The organism is Terracoccus luteus, from assembly GCF_003635045.1.
GTDB classification, from domain to species: Bacteria; Actinomycetota; Actinomycetes; order Actinomycetales; family Dermatophilaceae; genus Terracoccus; species Terracoccus luteus.
Genome location: NZ_RBXT01000001.1, coordinates 18,334 through 34,112, shown reverse-complemented (window position 1 = coordinate 34,112; position 15,779 = coordinate 18,334). Strand labels below are relative to the sequence as shown.

The window sequence follows — 15,779 nt, the reverse complement described above, 5'->3', positions numbered from 1 at the left end:
CCGTGCCCGCGTCGGCTGCGCTCAGGTCGTGCGGCTCAGGTCGTGCGGGCGGGCCGGCCGGGGCGGAAGAGGCGCGACAGCGAGAAGGAGCGCATGTCGCGGCGCACGAGGGCCCGCGGCACGAAGCGCAGCACGCCGACCGCCGCCTTGTACTGGGCCGTGGGCACGGACACGACCCGCCCACGCCCGGCGTCGTCGAGCGCCTGGCGCACGACCCGCTCGGTCTCGAGCCACATGAACTTCGGGCCCGGGGAGCCGATCTCGGCCCGCTCCTGGAACTCCGTCGTCACCCAGCCGGGGCAGACCGCGGTGGCCTGCACCCCGGTGCCGCGCAGCTCGCCGGCCAGGCCCTCGGTGAAGACCGTGACGTACGACTTGGCCGCTGAGTAGGTGCCGGTGGCGAGGAAGCTCGCGACCGAGCTGACGTTGATGATGGTGCCCCGGTCGCGGCTGCGCATCGCGCGCGCCGCGGTGTGCGACAGCACGAGCGTGGCGCGGGCGTGCACGTCGAAGTGCGCCTCTTCGACCGCGAGCTCGTTGTCGACGAAGCGCTTCTTGAGGCCGTAGCCGGCATTGTTGACGACGACGTCGACGGGCCGGCCCTCGTCGGCCACGCGGTCGGCCACCCGCTGCAGCGCCTCGCGGTCGGACAGGTCGGCGGTCAGCACCTCGACCTCGACGCCCTGCACGTCGCGCAGCCGCTGGGCCACCTGCTCGAGCCGTTCGGTGTTGCGGGCGACGACGACGAGATCGTGGCCGCGGGCGGCGAGCTGGACGGCGAACTCGTGGCCGATGCCGGACGTGGCGCCGGTGATGAGAGCGGTGGGCATGCGTCCACCCTAGGTCGGCGGCCGGCATCCGGCCGGGGTCGGCCGGCGGTCGCCGACGTGCGCGGGGTGGCGACTGGCACCGTCGGTGGGCCCGCCTAGGGTGGCCGCGTGCGCATCGCCACCTGGAACGTCAACAGCATCCGCTCCCGCATCGACCGCGTCGCGGCGTGGCTCGAGCGCAGCGACGTCGACGTGCTCGCCATCCAGGAGACCAAGGCCCGCGACGACCAGTTCCCGTTCGACCGGTTCCGCGAGCTCGGCTACGAGATCACCCAGCACGGGCTGAACCAGTGGAACGGCGTCGCCATCGCCTCCCGCGTCGGCCTCGACGACGTGCAGGTCGGCTTCGACGGGATGCCGGGGTGGGGCGACCCGGTCGCGCCCGAGGCCCGCGCGCTGGGCGCCCTCTGCGGCGGGGTGCGCGTCTGGTCGCTCTACGTGCCGAACGGCCGTTCGCTCGACGACCCGCACCTGCAGTACAAGCTCGAGTGGCTCGACGCGCTGGCGCGGGCAGGCCGGGGCTGGCTCGCCGACGACCCCACCGCTCAGGTCGCGCTGCTCGGCGACTGGAACATCGCCCCGACCGACGCCGACGTGTGGAGCGTCGAGTACTTCGAGAACCGCACCCACACCTCCCCCGCCGAGCGCGCCGCGTTCGAGGCCGTCGTGGATGCCGGGTACGCCGACGTCGTGCGCCCGCACACCTCCGAGCCGGGCACCTTCACCTACTGGGACTACACGCAGCTGCGCTTCGCGAAGCGGCAGGGCATGCGCATCGACTTCGCGCTCTGCTCCCCCGCGCTGGCCGACCTTGTCGTCGGCGCGGCCATCGACCGGCAGGAGCGCAAGGGCAAGGGCGCCAGCGACCACGCCCCCGTCGTCTTCGAGATCGACTAGGCGTCGGTCGTAACCGGCACCGGGCTCCGACGCAGCGTGAGCGCGAGCAGGCCGCCGAGCAGCGCAGCGGCGGCCCCGCCGAGGAAGACCGTCTGCACCTGCACGACGCCGGCGGCGACGAGGGCGTCGGTGTCGAGCGGGTCGGGCAGGGCACGCACGGCGTCGTAGTAGCGGCTGAGGCCGACCGCGGTGAGCAGCGCGAGGCCGACGACCATGCCTACCATGCGGGCCACGACGACGAGCGAGCCGGCGACCCCGTGGGCGTCGGCGGGGCTGTCGGCGAGCACGACGTTGTTGACGGGCGCCAGCGCCAGCCCGACGCCGAGTCCGACCACGACGAGGGTGAGGGTCGTCGCGACGGTGGCGTCGAGGGCGGTCAGGGTCCAGCGCGACATGACGAGCAGGCCGGCCGCGGCGAGCAGCAGCCCCACCCCGGCCACCACGCCCTCCCCCAGGCGCCGCAGGGCCCACCCGCCGAGCACGGCCCCGACGGGCACGGCGAGCAGGAACCGCACGAGCACGAAGGCCGCGCCGGTCTCGTCGTAGGTGTCGGTGAGGCGGGCGAGCAGCGGCACGTCGACGATGACGGCGACGAGCGCCGCCCCGACGAGCAGGCTGACGGCGAGCGCCCGGGCGCCGCGTGACCGCACGACCCCGCGGGGCACGAGCGGGGCGTCGGCCCGCCGCAGCCACCACACGAGGGCAACGAGTGCGACCGCACCGACCGGCAGCAGCGCGAGCCCTAGCGGCCCGACGACCTCCTTCTCGGGGTCCGACGAGGCGAAGGTCAGCACGAGCGAGCCGAGCACGGTCGCGACGAGCAGGGCCCCGACGACGTCGGCCTGGCGCAGCACGGCCCACCAGCGAGGCGCGGTGACGACGGCGAGCGCCGCCAGCAGCACCAGCGCGACCAGTCCGATCGGGGTGAGCACGCGTGACGAGCCGCTGAACGGGACGAAGGGCGCGCCCAGCGCCACGTCGGTGACGAGCCGCATGGGCGCCGCGAGGGCGATCAGCAGCAGCCCGCCACCCACGACGGCGAGCGCCCACGAGACGACACCGACCACCCGAGGTCGCTGGCGTTCGGATGCCGGCGACCCGGCATCCGAACGACGCTCACCCGCGCTCAGGGCCCGGATGACGAGCCACAGCACGACGCCGGCTGCGACGTTGAGCCAGAAGATGGCCCGCCAGTCGGCGACGGCGAGGACGGCGGCGCCGAGGACGGGGCCGAGTACCGAGCCGAGCTCCTGCACGGCACCGACGACGCCGAGCGGGGTGCCGCGACGGTCGGCGGGCCAGCGGTCGGCGACGAGGGCGAGCGTGGCGGGCACGAGGCCGCCGCCGCCGATGCCCTGCAGGACGCGGCCGGTGACGAGCACGGGCATCTCGACGGCGAGGGCGGTGACGGCCGAGCCGACGGCGAAGACGACGAGGCAGCCGAGCAGCACCCGGCTGCGGCCCAGGAGGTCGGCGAGCCGGCCGATGAGCGGCAGCACCGTGATGTAGCCGAGGAGGAACCCGGAGATGATCGGCGTCGCCCGCTGCAGCGCGTCGATGCCGATGCCGACACCCGCCATCATGTCGGTGAGGGCGAGCACGACGACGTAGGTGTCGGCAGCGGCGAGCGCGACCGCCACCGAGGCGGCAGCCAGCAGCGGCAAGCGGTTTCGCGTCACGTCATGGCCCCCCGGCCTCGTGTCGGGGCGCTACTGCGTCCCGCCTGTCGGCTCCGGTCAGGGCTTCTCGATGGTGACGGCCTCGCCGTACCGGTCGAGCACGAGCGTGTACGTCGAGGTGGAGCCGGCACCGAAGAACGGGCCCTTGAGCACGACCTGGCGCAGCTGCTGGTCGTCGGTCAGCCCGTAGGTGGCGTCGAAGGTGCCGTTCGCGTCGCCGACCCCGAAGAGGGTGGTGACGTCCTTGCCAGGCACCTTCCCCGTGATCGTCGAGAGGACGTCGCTGCCGCTGCGAACCTGGTCGCCGGCGGCCGGGTTGGTCGTCTTCGTCAGGAGGCTCGTGAGGCCGGCGTCGGTGGCGAACAGGGTGGCCGGGTCGGGCAGCCCGAGCGACGCGGGGTCGATCTTGTTCATGCCCGGCACGAGCGGCAGCTTGGCGTAGGTCTCGCCGTCGAGCGAGACCACCTCGGCGTCCGCCTGGACGCCCTTGAGGGACACCTTGAACGTGCCCTTGAACGCCGGCGGGTGCTTGCCCCAGCCGTCGGCCGACACGACGCCGCTGGCGCCGCTCGGCACGTCGGCGCTCGTCAGCGTCAGGTGTACAGACGGCGCCTTGTCGACGACCGCCTTGGCGGCGGCCAGTCGCTGGGCCGGCGTCTGCTCGGCCGACGTCCCGCCCGTGGAGTCGTCGCCGCTGCAGGCGGCGAGGCCGGTGGCGCACGCGATGGCGAGGGCCGCGGTCAGGGTGGCGCGGCGGGTCGTCGGCATGGTCGTCAGGCTAACCGAGGCGGCCCGCACCGGATGCCGGTAGCCCAGCGCCGTCACGGCTGACCCGGCTGCGCCACGACGTACAGCGGCTGGGCCGTCGCCTCGTCGACGGGCCGTTCGGCGGCCACGTCGGTGCACAGCCCGTCGACCGCGCACTCCTGCAGGGTGTTCCGGGTGGCCAGCCCCGAGGCGCCGGACGTGTTGCGCGAGACGAGGATGCGCCCCCGCCGGGTCCACGCGGCCGACCACCCGGTCGGGCCCGGTCGGTCGGCGGTGCCGAGCTGCACCTCGCCGGTCTCGGCGTCGAGGACCGCGAACGGGGTGCCCGTCACCTGCTCCACGACCTGCTGCGCGAGCAGGCGCCGCCCGTCGGGGGAGATCGAGATGGGTACGGCCGCACCGACGGCCTCCGCGCACTCCTGGTGCACCTCGCGCGCCGTGGCCCCCGTGATGTCGAGCAGGGCCCAGCAGCGGCGCACCTCACCGTCGCCGTCCGGGCTCCACACACGGAGCGCCCGGCCCCCGTCACCGCTGACGTCGGTGATGCGGCCCGGCAAGGTGCGTGTCGCCCCGGAGTCGACGTCCCACGCGAGCGTCGACGCGTCCCCCGCCAGGTAGACGGTCCGGTCGACGACGGCGGCCGCGACGGCGTCAGACTGCCGGGTGGCCACGACCCCTCCCGTCGCGTCGTAGACGGTGGCCCGGTTGCGGTCGTCGACCGTGGCGACGAGGTCGCCGTCGGTGGACGCCGACCAGCTGCCCCCGTTCGGCAGCACGGTGCGCACGGCCCTGCCCGTGCCGTCGAGCAGGCGCGTGACGGTGGCGGGCCCGTCCACCGACTCGACGAACGACCCGCCGCCCGCGAGCGACGCGAAGCGGACGATGCGATCGGCCCCGCCGACCTGAACCGTGGCGCTGCCGAGGCGCAGGGTGGTCCCCTCCGCGTACGCGGACGGCCCGCCGGCAACCGGGGACGAGGTCGTGGTGGAGGTGGTCGGTGCCGTGCTCGACGTCGTGGAGGTGCTGGGCCGCGACGTCGACGGGGTGGTGGGCACGGTGATCGACGACATCGGCCCCGACGGGGCGGGCAGCGGCAAGCTCGACTGGCGGCCGAACAGCCCCCACGCCACCGGCACCATGACGGCGACGGCCGCCAGACCGGCCACTGCGCCGGTGGCCACCCGGCGGCGGTGGTCCCGGCGGTAGCGCTTCATGGCGGCCCCGACGAGGTCGCCCCGCACCTGCACCTGCTCGGCGTCGCGGGCGAGCAGGTCGCGGATCTGGTCCTCGGAGGCGCTCATGCCCGCTGCTCCTTCATCTGGGCGCGCAGGGCGGTCAGTGCGCGGCTCGTGTGGCTCTTGACCGTGCCGACCGAGACCCCGAGGGTCGCGGCGGTCTGGGCCTCGGTCAGGTCGTCGTAGTAGCGCAGCACGACGCAGGCGCGCTGCTGGCGAGGGAGGTTCGAGAGCGCGATCCGCAGCTCGTCGTCGGCGGTCGCCGCCTCGGGCGCGACGGGCTGCAGCACCTCGAAGAGGTGGCTGCCCGAGGTCTCGCGGTGGCGCCAGGCGCGCCGCCACCAGCTGCGGTGCTCGTTGACCATGACGACCCTCACGTAGGCGTCGACCGGCCCGGAGATGGAGCCCCAGTGGCGGTACACCTTGGCCAGCGCCGCCTGCACGAGGTCCTCCGCCTCCGTGGCGCTGCCCGTCAGCAGGTAGGCCAGGCGGGCGAGGTGCCTCTGGCGCGCGGCGACGTACGCCGTGAACGCGGCATCGCGATCGGTCTCGCCCACTCGACCCTCCCCTGGTTCCTGGTGCTGTCGAGGTCTCTCACGCGAACCGACCGCCGAAGGTTGTCACGATCTCGCACGAGAATTCTTTCGACGAGACGACAACCATCCGAGGCGTGCTCGCGTCTGGTGCTCTTCGTCCGGACAGTCCGGACGTCGCACAGACAGGGGCACCACCATGCACATTCGTCGCATCCTCGCCGGCACCGCCGCCGCCCTCTCGACCGCCTGCATCGGCGTCGTCGTCAGCTCGCCGGCGAGCGCCGGAGGTGCCCCGCCCTACCCCATGGGCACGGTGACCGTCGACCGCACGGTCATCGTCGACGCCGGCACGAGCACGGTCTCGGGCTCCTACCGCTGCCTCGGCGGCGGCGAGCGCATCGGCGCCATCGACGGCGACATCTACCAGTGGAAGGTGGCCCGGTCGCTCGGCAGCTTCCGCGTCGATGGCCTGCAGTGCGACGGACGCGCGCACGCTTGGACCGCGGTCGTCGAGAACGAGCGCCGGGCCCACCCCGGTCGCGGAACGGCCTTCGGCTCGTTGGAGGTCTGCGAGAGCGTCGGGGGCGACTGCCCGAGGGCGCAGTTCGACGAGCGCATCCAGCTCGTCCGGGCGCACTGACAGCTCGGCCACCCGGCATCCTCGATCGGATGCCGGGTGGCCCGGCTGTGTGGGACACCGACGTCGCACCATGCCGGACTGAGCCTCCGAGGCCGTGTCACCTGGCGCAGCCGAGGGCTCGTCCTCACGCTCCGCGGCGCCGGACGTGAGGAGGTCAGCCGCCTCTCTGTCCCGGCCGTCCCCGGGGTTCGGGCCGAGAGAGGGCCGGGTGACCACGACGTCCCGAGAGCGTGGACCGGCCGACGAGACACGGCGGCTGCGCTCGACCAGACCTCAGCGACCGGGCCGTCACTCGGGCAGCAACGCCCGTACCTGGGCCTCGAAGAAGCGACGGTGACCGCCGGGCGTACGGACGACGTCGAGCAGCCCCTTCTCAGACCAGCGGCTCACCGTCTTGGGGTCGACCCTGAACAGGGCCGCGACCTCCGCCGGGGTCAACAACGGCCGAGGGGCCAGCGGCGACAGCGGGGCGAGGACGTCGGGAGGGGGGCTGGACGGGGCCGGGCCGCTGGGGTGAGGGAGGGCGGGGTCGGTGCCGGGTGATGACCGCATGCGGGGGACCGCTCTGGGAATGGTGCAGCCGGGCGCTCGGTCATGAACGACGTCGCTGCACGGTTCCATCTTGCCGCAGCCTTGTACTTTTCGGGACGTTGAGCCCAAGGCGGGACATCGATCGTCGGAGCGGCAGCCGGTGGAGACGGAGGTGACCGACGCCGTGGAGGGGCGCCGCCCCCCGCCGCGACGCGCCGGGCAGCCGGAGCGCCTACGGTCAACCCATGGACACCTCTGCCTCGTCGCCGCCGGGCGGCCGCCGCAGCCCGGAGGCCGACACGAACACCCCGGTGACGTCCGCGGCCCTCGGCGACGGACCGAGAACCGGTGCCGACTCGGCTCGGGGTCGGGACAAGGTCGTCGACCAGCTGGCCGCGCTGGCGCGCGACCTCGAGGCCGAGGACGACCCGGCTCTGATGCTCGAGGAGATCGTGCGTGCGGCCGTCGAGCTCATCCCCGGTGTCGACGAGGCCTCCCTCAGCATCGTCACCGGTCGTCGGCGGGTCGAGGCCCGCCACCCGTCCGGTGACCTACCACGACGGGTCGACGCCATGCAGAACGAGACGGGGCAGGGGCCCTGCCTGGACGCGATCTACAGCCACCGCGTCGTCCGGGTCGACGACATGGCGACGGAGTCACGGTGGCCCGAGTTCACGCCGCGGGCGGTCGCGCTGGGTGCAGTGAGCATGCTCTCGTTCCAGCTCTTCGTCGTGGCCGACACGCTCGGCGCCCTCAACCTCTTCGGGCGCGAGCCGAACGCCTTCGACGAGGACTCCGAGTACGTCGGCTCCCTCTTCGCCAGTCATGCCGCCATCGCCTTCGCCGACGCCGAGAAGGTGCGTCACCTGAACGACGGCATGGCCGCTCGTGACGTCATCGGCCAGGCCAAGGGCATCCTCATGGAGCGCTTCCGGCTCACCCCCGACCAGGCGTTCACCCTGCTCATCCGGCTCAGCCAGCGCAGCAACCACAAGCTGCGCGACGTGGCGCACGAGCTCACCGTCACCGGCACGACGCCCGGTCTGAGTGAGGAGGCGCCGACGTGAGCGTGCCCCCCTCCCACCGCCACCCGGCCGAGGGCGACCCGGCGAACGACGACTCCGTTGTCGAGCACACGGGCGACGCCACGCCCGCCGCCGCCGCGGATGCCGCGGATGCCGCGGATGCCGTGCCGGACGCCCCCGCGGGGCCGGATGAGCCTCCGGTCGACCCCGACCGACCCACCAACTCCGCCTGAGAGTCCGACACTCCGACACGCCCTCGCTGCACTGGGCTCCAGCCCTGGGTCGGCGAGCGGGGTGGCCAGCTGCGAGCGGTGGCCGGGTCCTCCGCCCACCGTCCGCGCGCGGCGTGCCGCGACGGGCCCCTGAGGACGGGTATGGCTAGGGTCTCGGGACCGTCGACAGAGAAGGGGATCGTCATGGTCGTGCTCGGAGTGCTGCTGCTGCTCGTCGGTGTCGGAGGAGGCGTCCTCGCCGCCGTGGCCGCCCGCAACGGGTCGGGCAACGTCACCGTCGAGGCCCTCGGCTTCACCCACCGCGCCGGGGTGCTGGAGGTCGCCGTCTACGGCGCGGCCGTCGCGCTCGTCTTCTGTCTCGGCTGGGCCCTCGTCGCCGGCGCGGCCCGACGCCGCGCGCGGGTCAAGCGCGAGGACCGGGAGCGCGAGCACATCGCCACGGTCGAGCGCCGAGCCCGGGCCGACAAGGAGGAGCTCGAGCGTCGCTTCGAGGAGGCCGGCCGCCGCGACGAGGACTTCACCCGCCGCGAGAAGGAGCTGTCGGCCCGCCACGACGGCCTCGACTCCCGCGAGCGCGAGCTCGACGAGCGCGACCGCGGCCTCGGCGAGCGGGACCGTCAGCTCGCCGACCGGGTCCGCGAGCAGGAGCAGCGAGAGCTCGAGTGGCGCGAGCGTCAGCCCCCGACGGTGGCCGACGTCGTCACCGGCCGGGCCACGGGCAGCGTCGCCGACGGCACCGCCCGTTGGGTGCGCCCGGGTGAGAGCGGCACCGAGAGCGGCGGCGGCCGTCGTGGCGGCGACGACACCGTGGTCGACGGCGAGCCGGTCGGGCGCAGCCGCGACACGTCCGACGACGCCACCCAGGCGATGCCGCGCGTCGGGCACTCCGACCCCACCGAGCAGATCCCCCGCACCGGCGACCGGCGGTGACGGGGAGCCGCCACCGCGCCTGGGTGTTCGACCTCGACGGCGTGGTTCGCGACTTCGGTCCGGGCAGTGCCGACGCGGCCATCGAGGACGCACTGGGGCTGCCGAGGGGCTCCGTGGCGGCCACGGCCTTCCGACCCGACCTCGTCGGGCCGACCGTGACGGGGGTGCGCGGCTTCGACGAGTGGTTCGACGCCGTGTGCGCCGCGTTGGCCGCCATGACGCCGGAGACGGAACCGGCGACCGGCACCGACCCCGCCATCCGTGCTGAACGCCGCGCGGCCACCGTGCGTCGGTACATGCAGGCGTGGCGCGACCACCGAGGTGAGCCCGTCGCGGCGACGGTGGAGGCGCTGGAACGGCTGCGTCACGACGGGCGGCCGACCTACCTCTTCACCAACGGGACGGACCTCATCACCCACGAGCTGGACCAGCTCGGCCTGTCCTACCTCTTCGACGCGGTCGTGAACAGCGCCGTGACCGGCCTCGCCAAGCCCGACCCGGCGAGCTTCGCCGCCGCGCACGCCGTCATCGAGGGCCACCAGGGTCGAGCGCTCGCCCCCGCCGACGTGTGGTTCACCGACGACCGGCCCGAGAACGTGGCGGCCGCACGGGCGTTCGGCTGGGACGCCAGCCTCTTCACGGGCTCTGTGCCTACGCTGGCCCGGTGACTGATCAGCGGACCGACGCGGCCGACCACTCGCGCAAGCCCCGATTCGACGTCGTCTCGCGGGAGATCTCGGCCCCGCCCGAGAGGGTGTTCGACGTGCTCACCGACCCCTCCCGGCATCCGGGCCTCGACGACAGCGGCATGGTGCTCGAGCTGCTCGACGGCGACCGCCTCACCGAGGTGGGTCAGGTCTTCCGCATGCGCATGACGATGGGCGGGGCGAACCGCTACGAGACCGACAACCGGGTCGTCGCTTTCGAGCCCGGACGCACCATCGCATGGACGACCGCCGAGGCCGACCACGAGCCGCTCGGCTGGCTGTGGCGCTACGACCTCGAGCCCACGCCCGCCGGCACGCTCGTCTCGCAGACCTACGACTGGAGCGGCGTCACCGACAAGGAGACGCTGCAGATGATCCCGTTCCCCGCGGTGCCGCGCGACGCGCGTCTCGAGACGCTCGAGCTGCTCGCGCAGGCCACCGAGAGCTGAGCCGGACAGCCGAGCGCCCACCCGACCGGGCGGTCGGGTGGGCACGAGGCAGGATGCCGGGTGGTCGGCTCAGGCGAGGACGAGCGTCTCCCCCGCCGCGTCGACGTCGACCGCGACGGTCGAGCCGTCGCGCACGTCGCCCGACAGCAGGCCCCGGGCCAGCCGGTCCCCGATCTCGCGCTGCACGAGCCGACGCAGCGGGCGGGCGCCGTAGGCGGGGTCGAAACCCTTGCGCGCCAGCCACGCCCGGGCGGCATCCGACACCTCGAGGGTGATGCGGCGGTCGGCCAGGCGGGTGCCGAACTCGCGCACCTGCAGGTCGACGATGTGGGCCAGCTCGTCCTGGCCGAGGGCGTCGAAGACGACGACCTCGTCGAGACGGTTGAGGAACTCGGGCTTGAACGCCTGGCGGACGACCCCGAGCACCGCCTCGTGCTGCGCCTCGGGGGCGAGCAGCGGGTCGACGAGGAACTGCGACCCGAGGTTCGAGGTCAGCACGAGGATGACGTTGCGGAAGTCGACCGTGCGGCCCTGACCGTCGGTGAGCCGACCGTCGTCGAGCACCTGCAGCAGGATGTCGAACGTCTCGGGGTGGGCCTTCTCGACCTCGTCGAGCAGCACGACCGAGTACGGCCGGCGCCGCACGGCCTCGGTGAGCTGGCCACCCTCCTCGTAGCCGACGTAGCCGGGCGGGGCGCCGATGAGCCGGGCGACCGAGTGCCGCTCGGAGTACTCCGACATGTCGAGCCGCACCATGGCGCGCTCGTCGTCGAAGAGGAAGTCGGCGAGGCTCTTGGCCAGCTCGGTCTTGCCCACACCGGTCGGGCCGAGGAAGAGGAAGCTGCCCGTCGGCCGGTCGGGGTCGGACACGCCCGCGCGGGTGCGCCGCACGGCGTCGGACACCGCCCGCACGGCGGCCGTCTGGCCCACGAGCCGGGCGCCGATGTGCTGCTCCATGTGCAGCAGCTTCTCGGACTCGCCCTCGAGCAGCCGCCCGGCCGGGATGCCGGTCCAGGCCGAGATGACGTCGGCGATGTCGTCGGAGCCGACCTCCTCCTTGACCATCGGCTCACTGCCGTCGGCGCCGTCGGCGCCGCCGGCACTGGCGGCCGCCTCGCGCTCCTGGGCCTCCTCGAGCTGCTTCTCGAGGGTCGGGATGTCGTTGTAGAGGATCTTGCCCGCGGCCTCCCAGTTCGCCTCCCGCTGCAGGCGGTCGGCCTGGGTGCGCAGCTCGTCGACCTGCGCCTTGAGGTCGCCGACGGCGTTGAGCCCGGCCTTCTCGGCCTCCCACCGCGCGTTGAGGGCGGCGAGCTCCTCGGAGCGGTCGGCGAGGTCCCTGCGCAGGCGCTCCAAGCGCTCGCGCGAGGCGTCGTCGGTCTCGTGCTCAAGGGCGAACTCCTCCATCTTGAGACGGTCGACGGCGCGCCGCAGCTCGTCGATCTCGACGGGGCTGCTGTCGATCTCCATGCGCAGCCGCGAGGCCGCCTCGTCGATGAGGTCGATGGCCTTGTCGGGCAGCTGGCGGCCGCTGATGTACCGGTCGCTGAGGGATGCCGCGGCGACGAGGGCCGCGTCGGCGATCGTCACCTTGTGGTGCGCCTCGTACCGCTCCTTGAGGCCACGGAGGATGGCGATGGTGTCCGCGACCGACGGCTCGCCGACGAAGACCTGCTGGAAGCGGCGCTCGAGCGCGGCGTCCTTCTCGATGTGCTGGCGGTACTCGTCGAGGGTCGTCGCGCCGACGAGTCGCAGCTCACCTCGGGCGAGCATGGGCTTGAGCATGTTGCCGGCGTCCATCGAGCCCTCGCTCGCGCCGGCCCCGACGACGGTGTGGATCTCGTCGATGAAGGTGACGACCTGGCCGTCGCTCGCGGTGATCTCCTCGAGCACCGCCTTGAGGCGCTCCTCGAACTCGCCTCGGTACTTCGCCCCCGCGACCATCGAGGCGAGGTCGAGGCTGATGAGGGTCTTGTCGCGCAGGCTCTCGGGCACGTCGCCCTCGACGATGCGCTGGGCCAGCCCCTCGACGACGGCGGTCTTGCCCACGCCGGGCTCGCCGATGAGGACGGGGTTGTTCTTCGTCCGGCGGCTCAGCACCTGCACGACCCGGCGGATCTCGGCGTCGCGGCCGATGACCGGGTCGAGCCGGCCCTCCCGGGCGCGGGCGGTGAGGTCGGTGCCGTACTTCTCCAGCGCCTCGAAGGTGCCCTCGGGGTTGGCCGAGGTCACCGGCCGCCCGCCGCGCAGGCCCGGGATCGCGGCCTCGACGGCATCCGCGTCGATGCCGAACCGGCCGGTGCGCGCGATGGCGAGCAGCAGGTGGTCGGTCGAGACGTAGCTGTCACCCATGCTCGTCATGTACTGCTGCGCCTGCTGCACGACCCGGCCGGCGGCCGGTGACAGTGCGGGCTGCTCGCCCCCGGTCACCTGGGGCAGGCCCGCCATGACGGTCTCGGCGGCCGACGTCGCAGCGGCGGCCGAGGAGCCGGCGGCGCTGAGCAGCGCCGGGGTCGTCGTGCCGCCCTGGGCGGCGAGCGCGACGAGCAGGTGGGCGGGCTCGATGGCGGGGTGGTGCTTGCCGGCCGCGGTCGTCGCGGCCTGGGCGAAGGCCTCCTGGGCCTTGGTGGTCAGCTGCAGGTCCATGCGTTCGTGAGCTCTTTCCGTCGAGGTACGGGGGTCCGAGAGTTCGGGACTCACTCAGGGCAACGGTCTTGAAGTTGAGTGTATTCCACTCAACTTGGCGCGCACTACCCTGCCCGCATGACCCGCGCCGACCTCGTCACCGAGATCACGAACGTGCTCTTCGCCCAGACCTCGACCCTGTCGCGGGGGTACGACGTGCGGGCCGTCGACGACCTGCTCGACCGCCTCCGGGAGCGCGTGCTCGCCGGGGCGTCCGCGGAGGAGATCGAGGGGCTGGTCACGCAGGCCCGGTTCACCGTCCGACGCCGCGGCTACGCCGTCGACGAGGTCGACGCGTTCCTCGCCCGCCTCCCGTCGGACGTCCGCGCCCTCGGCGCCGACGCCGGCGCCGACGCCGACGCCGACGCCGACGCCGACGCCGACCACCGTGACGGGGAGCCGCTGAGGGGGGCGACCACCGGCACCCGCCCCGACGGCATCCGGTCCGACCCCCTGCCGTCGGCCGTCAGCGAGCCGGCGCCGGGACTGCTCGACCGCCTGCTGCGGGGCCTGCGCGGGTCGTGAGGCCTCAGGGCTGCGGGTCGTACCACCCGCCGTGCTGCTCGGCGAGCGCCGCGAGGCGACCGGCCACGACGGCATCCTCGCCCTCGCTGCGGCGCGGCACCCGCACGTAGACGGCCCACTCGTGGTCCTCGGAGTCGTCCTCGCCGGCGAGCGCCTCGCGCACGACCCGCACCTCGGCGTACCCGTGCTCGTACGCGACGGCGGCGAGCTCGTCGGCCACCTCGTCGGCGCTGTCACGGTCGGGGTAGACGAGCAGGTGCTCGGAGTCGGCCAGGGGCTGCACGGCGGGAGTCTAGGCCGGTGACGCAGCGGGGCGGGCGGGGTACGTCCGGGCGATGACGGACCCGCAGACCCTCCTCGCGCTCGGCGACGCCCGCTTCATCCGCCTGACGACCTTCCGCCGCTCGGGCGAGCCGGTCGGCACCCCCGTGTGGGTGGTGCGCGAGGGGGACGAGCTGCTCGTGTTCACCCCGTCGGGCAGCGGCAAGCTCAAGCGGCTGCGGCACACCTCGCGGGTCGAGGTCACCCCATGCTCGCGTCGCGGCGAGGTGCAGGAGGGCGCCGTATCGCTGGAGGCCGTCGGCCGCATCGACCCGAGCGAGGGCAGCGTGGAGCGGGTCCGGGCGCTGCTCAAGCGCAAGTACGGCCTCGAGTTCCGCATCTTCATGCTCGTCGAGGGCGTGCTGTCGCGCGGGTCGCGCGACCGCACCACCGTGCGGATCAGCGCCGCCTGAGTCTCAGCCCGAGCCCGAGCTCACGATGACGGGCACCACGACCGCGGCCATGAGCGCGGCCTGCATGTCGGCCACCGCCTTGGCCACGGCGTCGCCACCCCACGAGCCCTCGCCGATCTCCGCGGCGCGGGCCTTGAGTTGCTTCTTGTCGATCTCGGGCAGCACCTTGGCCAGCACCCCGCTGGCCTGCGCGACCGACACGAGACCGACGGTGCGGATGCCGGGTGGCTCGCTCCCCAGGACCGCCGACCTCAGCGTGTCGACCAGTGTCGCGCGGGCGGCCGTCGTCTGGATGCGGCGGGTGACGGGGAACAGGCCGAGCACCTTGTCCTCGTCGCGGCGCACGAGCCGCTCGCTCTCGAGCCGGTCCCACGTCGCCTCGCGCAGCCGGGTGGCGCGGTCGGTGTAGCTCTCGGCACCGCCCATGCGGGCCACCGCCTTCTTCGGGGCGTGACCGTCGGCACGGGCGAGCACCTCGACGAGCTCGGGCGAGACGTCGGCGCCGGTGGCGACGAGCCGGGCGTCGCGGCCCTCACCCTCGAGGCGCACCGCCTCCTGCAGGCCGAGCTCGATGAGCGCGGCGCCGGCCAGGGCGGCCTTGAGGGGTGTGCCGTCGACGAGGGCCTTGCCCGTCTCGGGGTCGTGGGCGAGCAGCAGGAACTCGGCGTGCAGTGGCAGCGGGGTGATCGTCATGGCGCTCTCCTCCGTCGTCGGGGCCGGACCCTCGACCGGATGGTGGGTCGACGGGCCGGGTGTCGTGATGACCACGCTAGGCGTCGGGGCCGTCAGGCGGCTCCCCCGTGAGACGGAGGAGGCCGCTCCCCCGGGCGAGGGAGCGGCCGCGTTCTCCGGGCCTGCGCAAGCTCACGCCCGCCTGCGCCTGCCTGCGCCTGCCAGCGCCGGGTCTCAGGCGCCGGTCGGGCGCTGGGGCCGTGCGGGGCGGTTGGGCCGCCACACGACGAGGGCCTGCGACGCGAGCGGCCGGGGAGGGCGCTGCCCGGGGCGCACCGTGACGACCTCGCCCTGCGGCCCGACGGCGAACACGCGGGCCGCCGTCGAGAGGGCCGCCTGCGCGGCGTCGCGCTCCTGGGTCAGCTCGTGCACCCGCGCCTGCAGGGCGGCGACGTGGTCCTCGAGGTCGAGGATGCGCTGGATGCCGGCGAGCGACACACCCTCCTGCGAGAGGCGCTGCACCTCACGGAGCAGGGCGACGTCGCGGCTGCTGTAGCGGCGTCCACCGCCACGGGTGCGCGACGGCGAGACGAGCCCGAGCCGGTCGTACTGGCGCAGCGTCTGCGCGTGCATGCCGGCGAGCTCGGCGGCGACGGAGATGACGAAGACGGGCGTGCTGTCGTCGTGGGCCATGTCGGTCACTCTC

19 protein-coding genes are annotated in these 15,779 nt (G+C 73.8%); 9 read left to right on the top strand and 10 right to left on the bottom strand.

All coding sequences use genetic code 11. From position 1 onward, the window contains the following. Window positions 1–35: 35 nt before the first annotated feature. A complete protein-coding gene (locus DFJ68_RS00180) occupies window positions 36–830 on the bottom strand; it encodes an SDR family NAD(P)-dependent oxidoreductase (protein WP_121030022.1) in 795 nt (264 codons plus the stop codon). 108 nt (window positions 831–938) lie between these two features. Here DFJ68_RS00180 and DFJ68_RS00175 point away from each other — a divergent pair, with 108 nt between their 5' ends. Beyond that, the gene (locus DFJ68_RS00175) at window positions 939–1,727 is read left to right on the top strand and encodes an exodeoxyribonuclease III (protein ID WP_121030020.1); all 789 of its coding nucleotides are present in this window, start codon (window positions 939–941) and stop codon (window positions 1,725–1,727) included. Here DFJ68_RS00175 and DFJ68_RS00170 read toward each other — a convergent pair. The 4 genes from DFJ68_RS00170 to DFJ68_RS00155 form a co-directional block, all read right to left on the bottom strand. Next, entirely contained in the window at window positions 1,724–3,391 is a 1,668-nt protein-coding gene (locus tag DFJ68_RS00170; protein ID WP_245963353.1) for an MFS transporter, read from the bottom strand. The genes DFJ68_RS00175 and DFJ68_RS00170 overlap by 4 nt on opposite strands. Window positions 3,392–3,463: 72 nt before the next feature. Beyond that, window positions 3,464–4,174 carry an LppX_LprAFG lipoprotein gene (locus tag DFJ68_RS00165; protein ID WP_121030016.1) on the bottom strand — a complete coding sequence of 237 codons (711 nt, stop codon included), beginning with the start codon at window positions 4,172–4,174 and terminating at the stop codon, window positions 3,464–3,466. A 53-nt stretch (window positions 4,175–4,227) separates the two neighbouring features. Continuing rightward, window positions 4,228–5,475, bottom strand: a complete 1,248-nt coding sequence (locus tag DFJ68_RS18175) for a WD40 repeat domain-containing protein (RefSeq protein WP_170165671.1) — start codon at window positions 5,473–5,475, stop codon at window positions 4,228–4,230. Further along, window positions 5,472–5,966, bottom strand: a complete 495-nt coding sequence (locus tag DFJ68_RS00155) for a SigE family RNA polymerase sigma factor (RefSeq protein ID WP_121030014.1) — start codon at window positions 5,964–5,966, stop codon at window positions 5,472–5,474. The genes DFJ68_RS18175 and DFJ68_RS00155 overlap by 4 nt, the downstream gene beginning before the upstream one ends. Before the next feature lie 175 nt (window positions 5,967–6,141). On the opposite strand from DFJ68_RS00155, the gene DFJ68_RS00150 reads away from it, so the two are divergent. Further along, the gene (locus DFJ68_RS00150; protein ID WP_121030012.1) at window positions 6,142–6,585 is read left to right on the top strand and encodes a DUF6299 family protein; all 444 of its coding nucleotides are present in this window, start codon (window positions 6,142–6,144) and stop codon (window positions 6,583–6,585) included. 288 nt (window positions 6,586–6,873) lie between these two features. On the opposite strand, the gene DFJ68_RS00145 is transcribed toward DFJ68_RS00150, so the two are convergent. Continuing rightward, a complete protein-coding gene (locus DFJ68_RS00145; RefSeq protein ID WP_245963738.1) occupies window positions 6,874–7,050 on the bottom strand; it encodes a BldC family transcriptional regulator in 177 nt (58 codons plus the stop codon). Between the two features lie 311 nt (window positions 7,051–7,361). Between DFJ68_RS00145 and DFJ68_RS00140 the strand changes: the two genes are divergently transcribed. The 5 genes from DFJ68_RS00140 to DFJ68_RS00120 all read left to right on the top strand — a co-directional run bounded on the left by DFJ68_RS00140 (window position 7,362) and on the right by DFJ68_RS00120 (window position 10,460). Continuing rightward, window positions 7,362–8,183, top strand: a complete 822-nt coding sequence (locus DFJ68_RS00140; protein WP_121030009.1) for a GAF and ANTAR domain-containing protein — start codon at window positions 7,362–7,364, stop codon at window positions 8,181–8,183. Continuing rightward, complete coding sequence (locus DFJ68_RS00135) at window positions 8,180–8,374, top strand: hypothetical protein (RefSeq protein WP_147431482.1); 195 nt, start codon at window positions 8,180–8,182, stop codon at window positions 8,372–8,374. Before DFJ68_RS00140 ends, DFJ68_RS00135 begins: the two co-directional genes overlap by 4 nt. 183 nt (window positions 8,375–8,557) lie before the next feature. Then, window positions 8,558–9,304, top strand: coding sequence for a hypothetical protein (locus DFJ68_RS00130; protein WP_121030005.1), 747 nt, complete (start codon window positions 8,558–8,560; stop codon window positions 9,302–9,304). A gap of 23 nt (window positions 9,305–9,327) precedes the next feature. After that, window positions 9,328–9,972, top strand: coding sequence for an HAD family hydrolase (locus DFJ68_RS00125; protein ID WP_170165670.1), 645 nt, complete (start codon window positions 9,328–9,330; stop codon window positions 9,970–9,972). After that, a complete protein-coding gene (locus tag DFJ68_RS00120) occupies window positions 9,969–10,460 on the top strand; it encodes an SRPBCC family protein (protein ID WP_121030001.1) in 492 nt (163 codons plus the stop codon). Before DFJ68_RS00125 ends, DFJ68_RS00120 begins: the two co-directional genes overlap by 4 nt. Window positions 10,461–10,529: 69 nt before the next feature. On the opposite strand, the gene clpB is transcribed toward DFJ68_RS00120, so the two are convergent. Then, window positions 10,530–13,103 (bottom strand): ATP-dependent chaperone ClpB, encoded by a 2,574-nt coding sequence (gene clpB / locus DFJ68_RS00115; protein ID WP_121029999.1) that lies wholly within the window; start codon window positions 13,101–13,103, stop codon window positions 10,530–10,532. Window positions 13,104–13,220: 117 nt separating this feature from the next. On the opposite strand from clpB, the gene DFJ68_RS00110 reads away from it, so the two are divergent. Then, complete coding sequence (locus tag DFJ68_RS00110) at window positions 13,221–13,667, top strand: DivIVA domain-containing protein (protein ID WP_121029997.1); 447 nt, start codon at window positions 13,221–13,223, stop codon at window positions 13,665–13,667. A 4-nt stretch (window positions 13,668–13,671) separates the two neighbouring features. Here the strand turns inward: DFJ68_RS00110 and DFJ68_RS00105 are convergent, their stop codons facing one another. Beyond that, on the bottom strand, window positions 13,672–13,950 hold the full coding sequence (locus tag DFJ68_RS00105; protein ID WP_121029995.1) for a hypothetical protein: 279 nt from the start codon (window positions 13,948–13,950) through the stop codon (window positions 13,672–13,674). Window positions 13,951–14,002: 52 nt separating this feature from the next. On the opposite strand from DFJ68_RS00105, the gene DFJ68_RS00100 reads away from it, so the two are divergent. Continuing rightward, window positions 14,003–14,401 carry a PPOX class F420-dependent oxidoreductase gene (locus DFJ68_RS00100; protein ID WP_121029993.1) on the top strand — a complete coding sequence of 133 codons (399 nt, stop codon included), beginning with the start codon at window positions 14,003–14,005 and terminating at the stop codon, window positions 14,399–14,401. 3 nt (window positions 14,402–14,404) lie between these two features. Here DFJ68_RS00100 and DFJ68_RS00095 read toward each other — a convergent pair whose 3' ends face one another. Then, window positions 14,405–15,094 carry a GOLPH3/VPS74 family protein gene (locus DFJ68_RS00095; RefSeq protein ID WP_147431481.1) on the bottom strand — a complete coding sequence of 230 codons (690 nt, stop codon included), beginning with the start codon at window positions 15,092–15,094 and terminating at the stop codon, window positions 14,405–14,407. Window positions 15,095–15,307: 213 nt separating this feature from the next. Further along, window positions 15,308–15,766 (bottom strand): heat shock protein transcriptional repressor HspR, encoded by a 459-nt coding sequence (locus DFJ68_RS00090; protein WP_121034923.1) that lies wholly within the window; start codon window positions 15,764–15,766, stop codon window positions 15,308–15,310. Window positions 15,767–15,779: the final 13 nt, after the last annotated feature.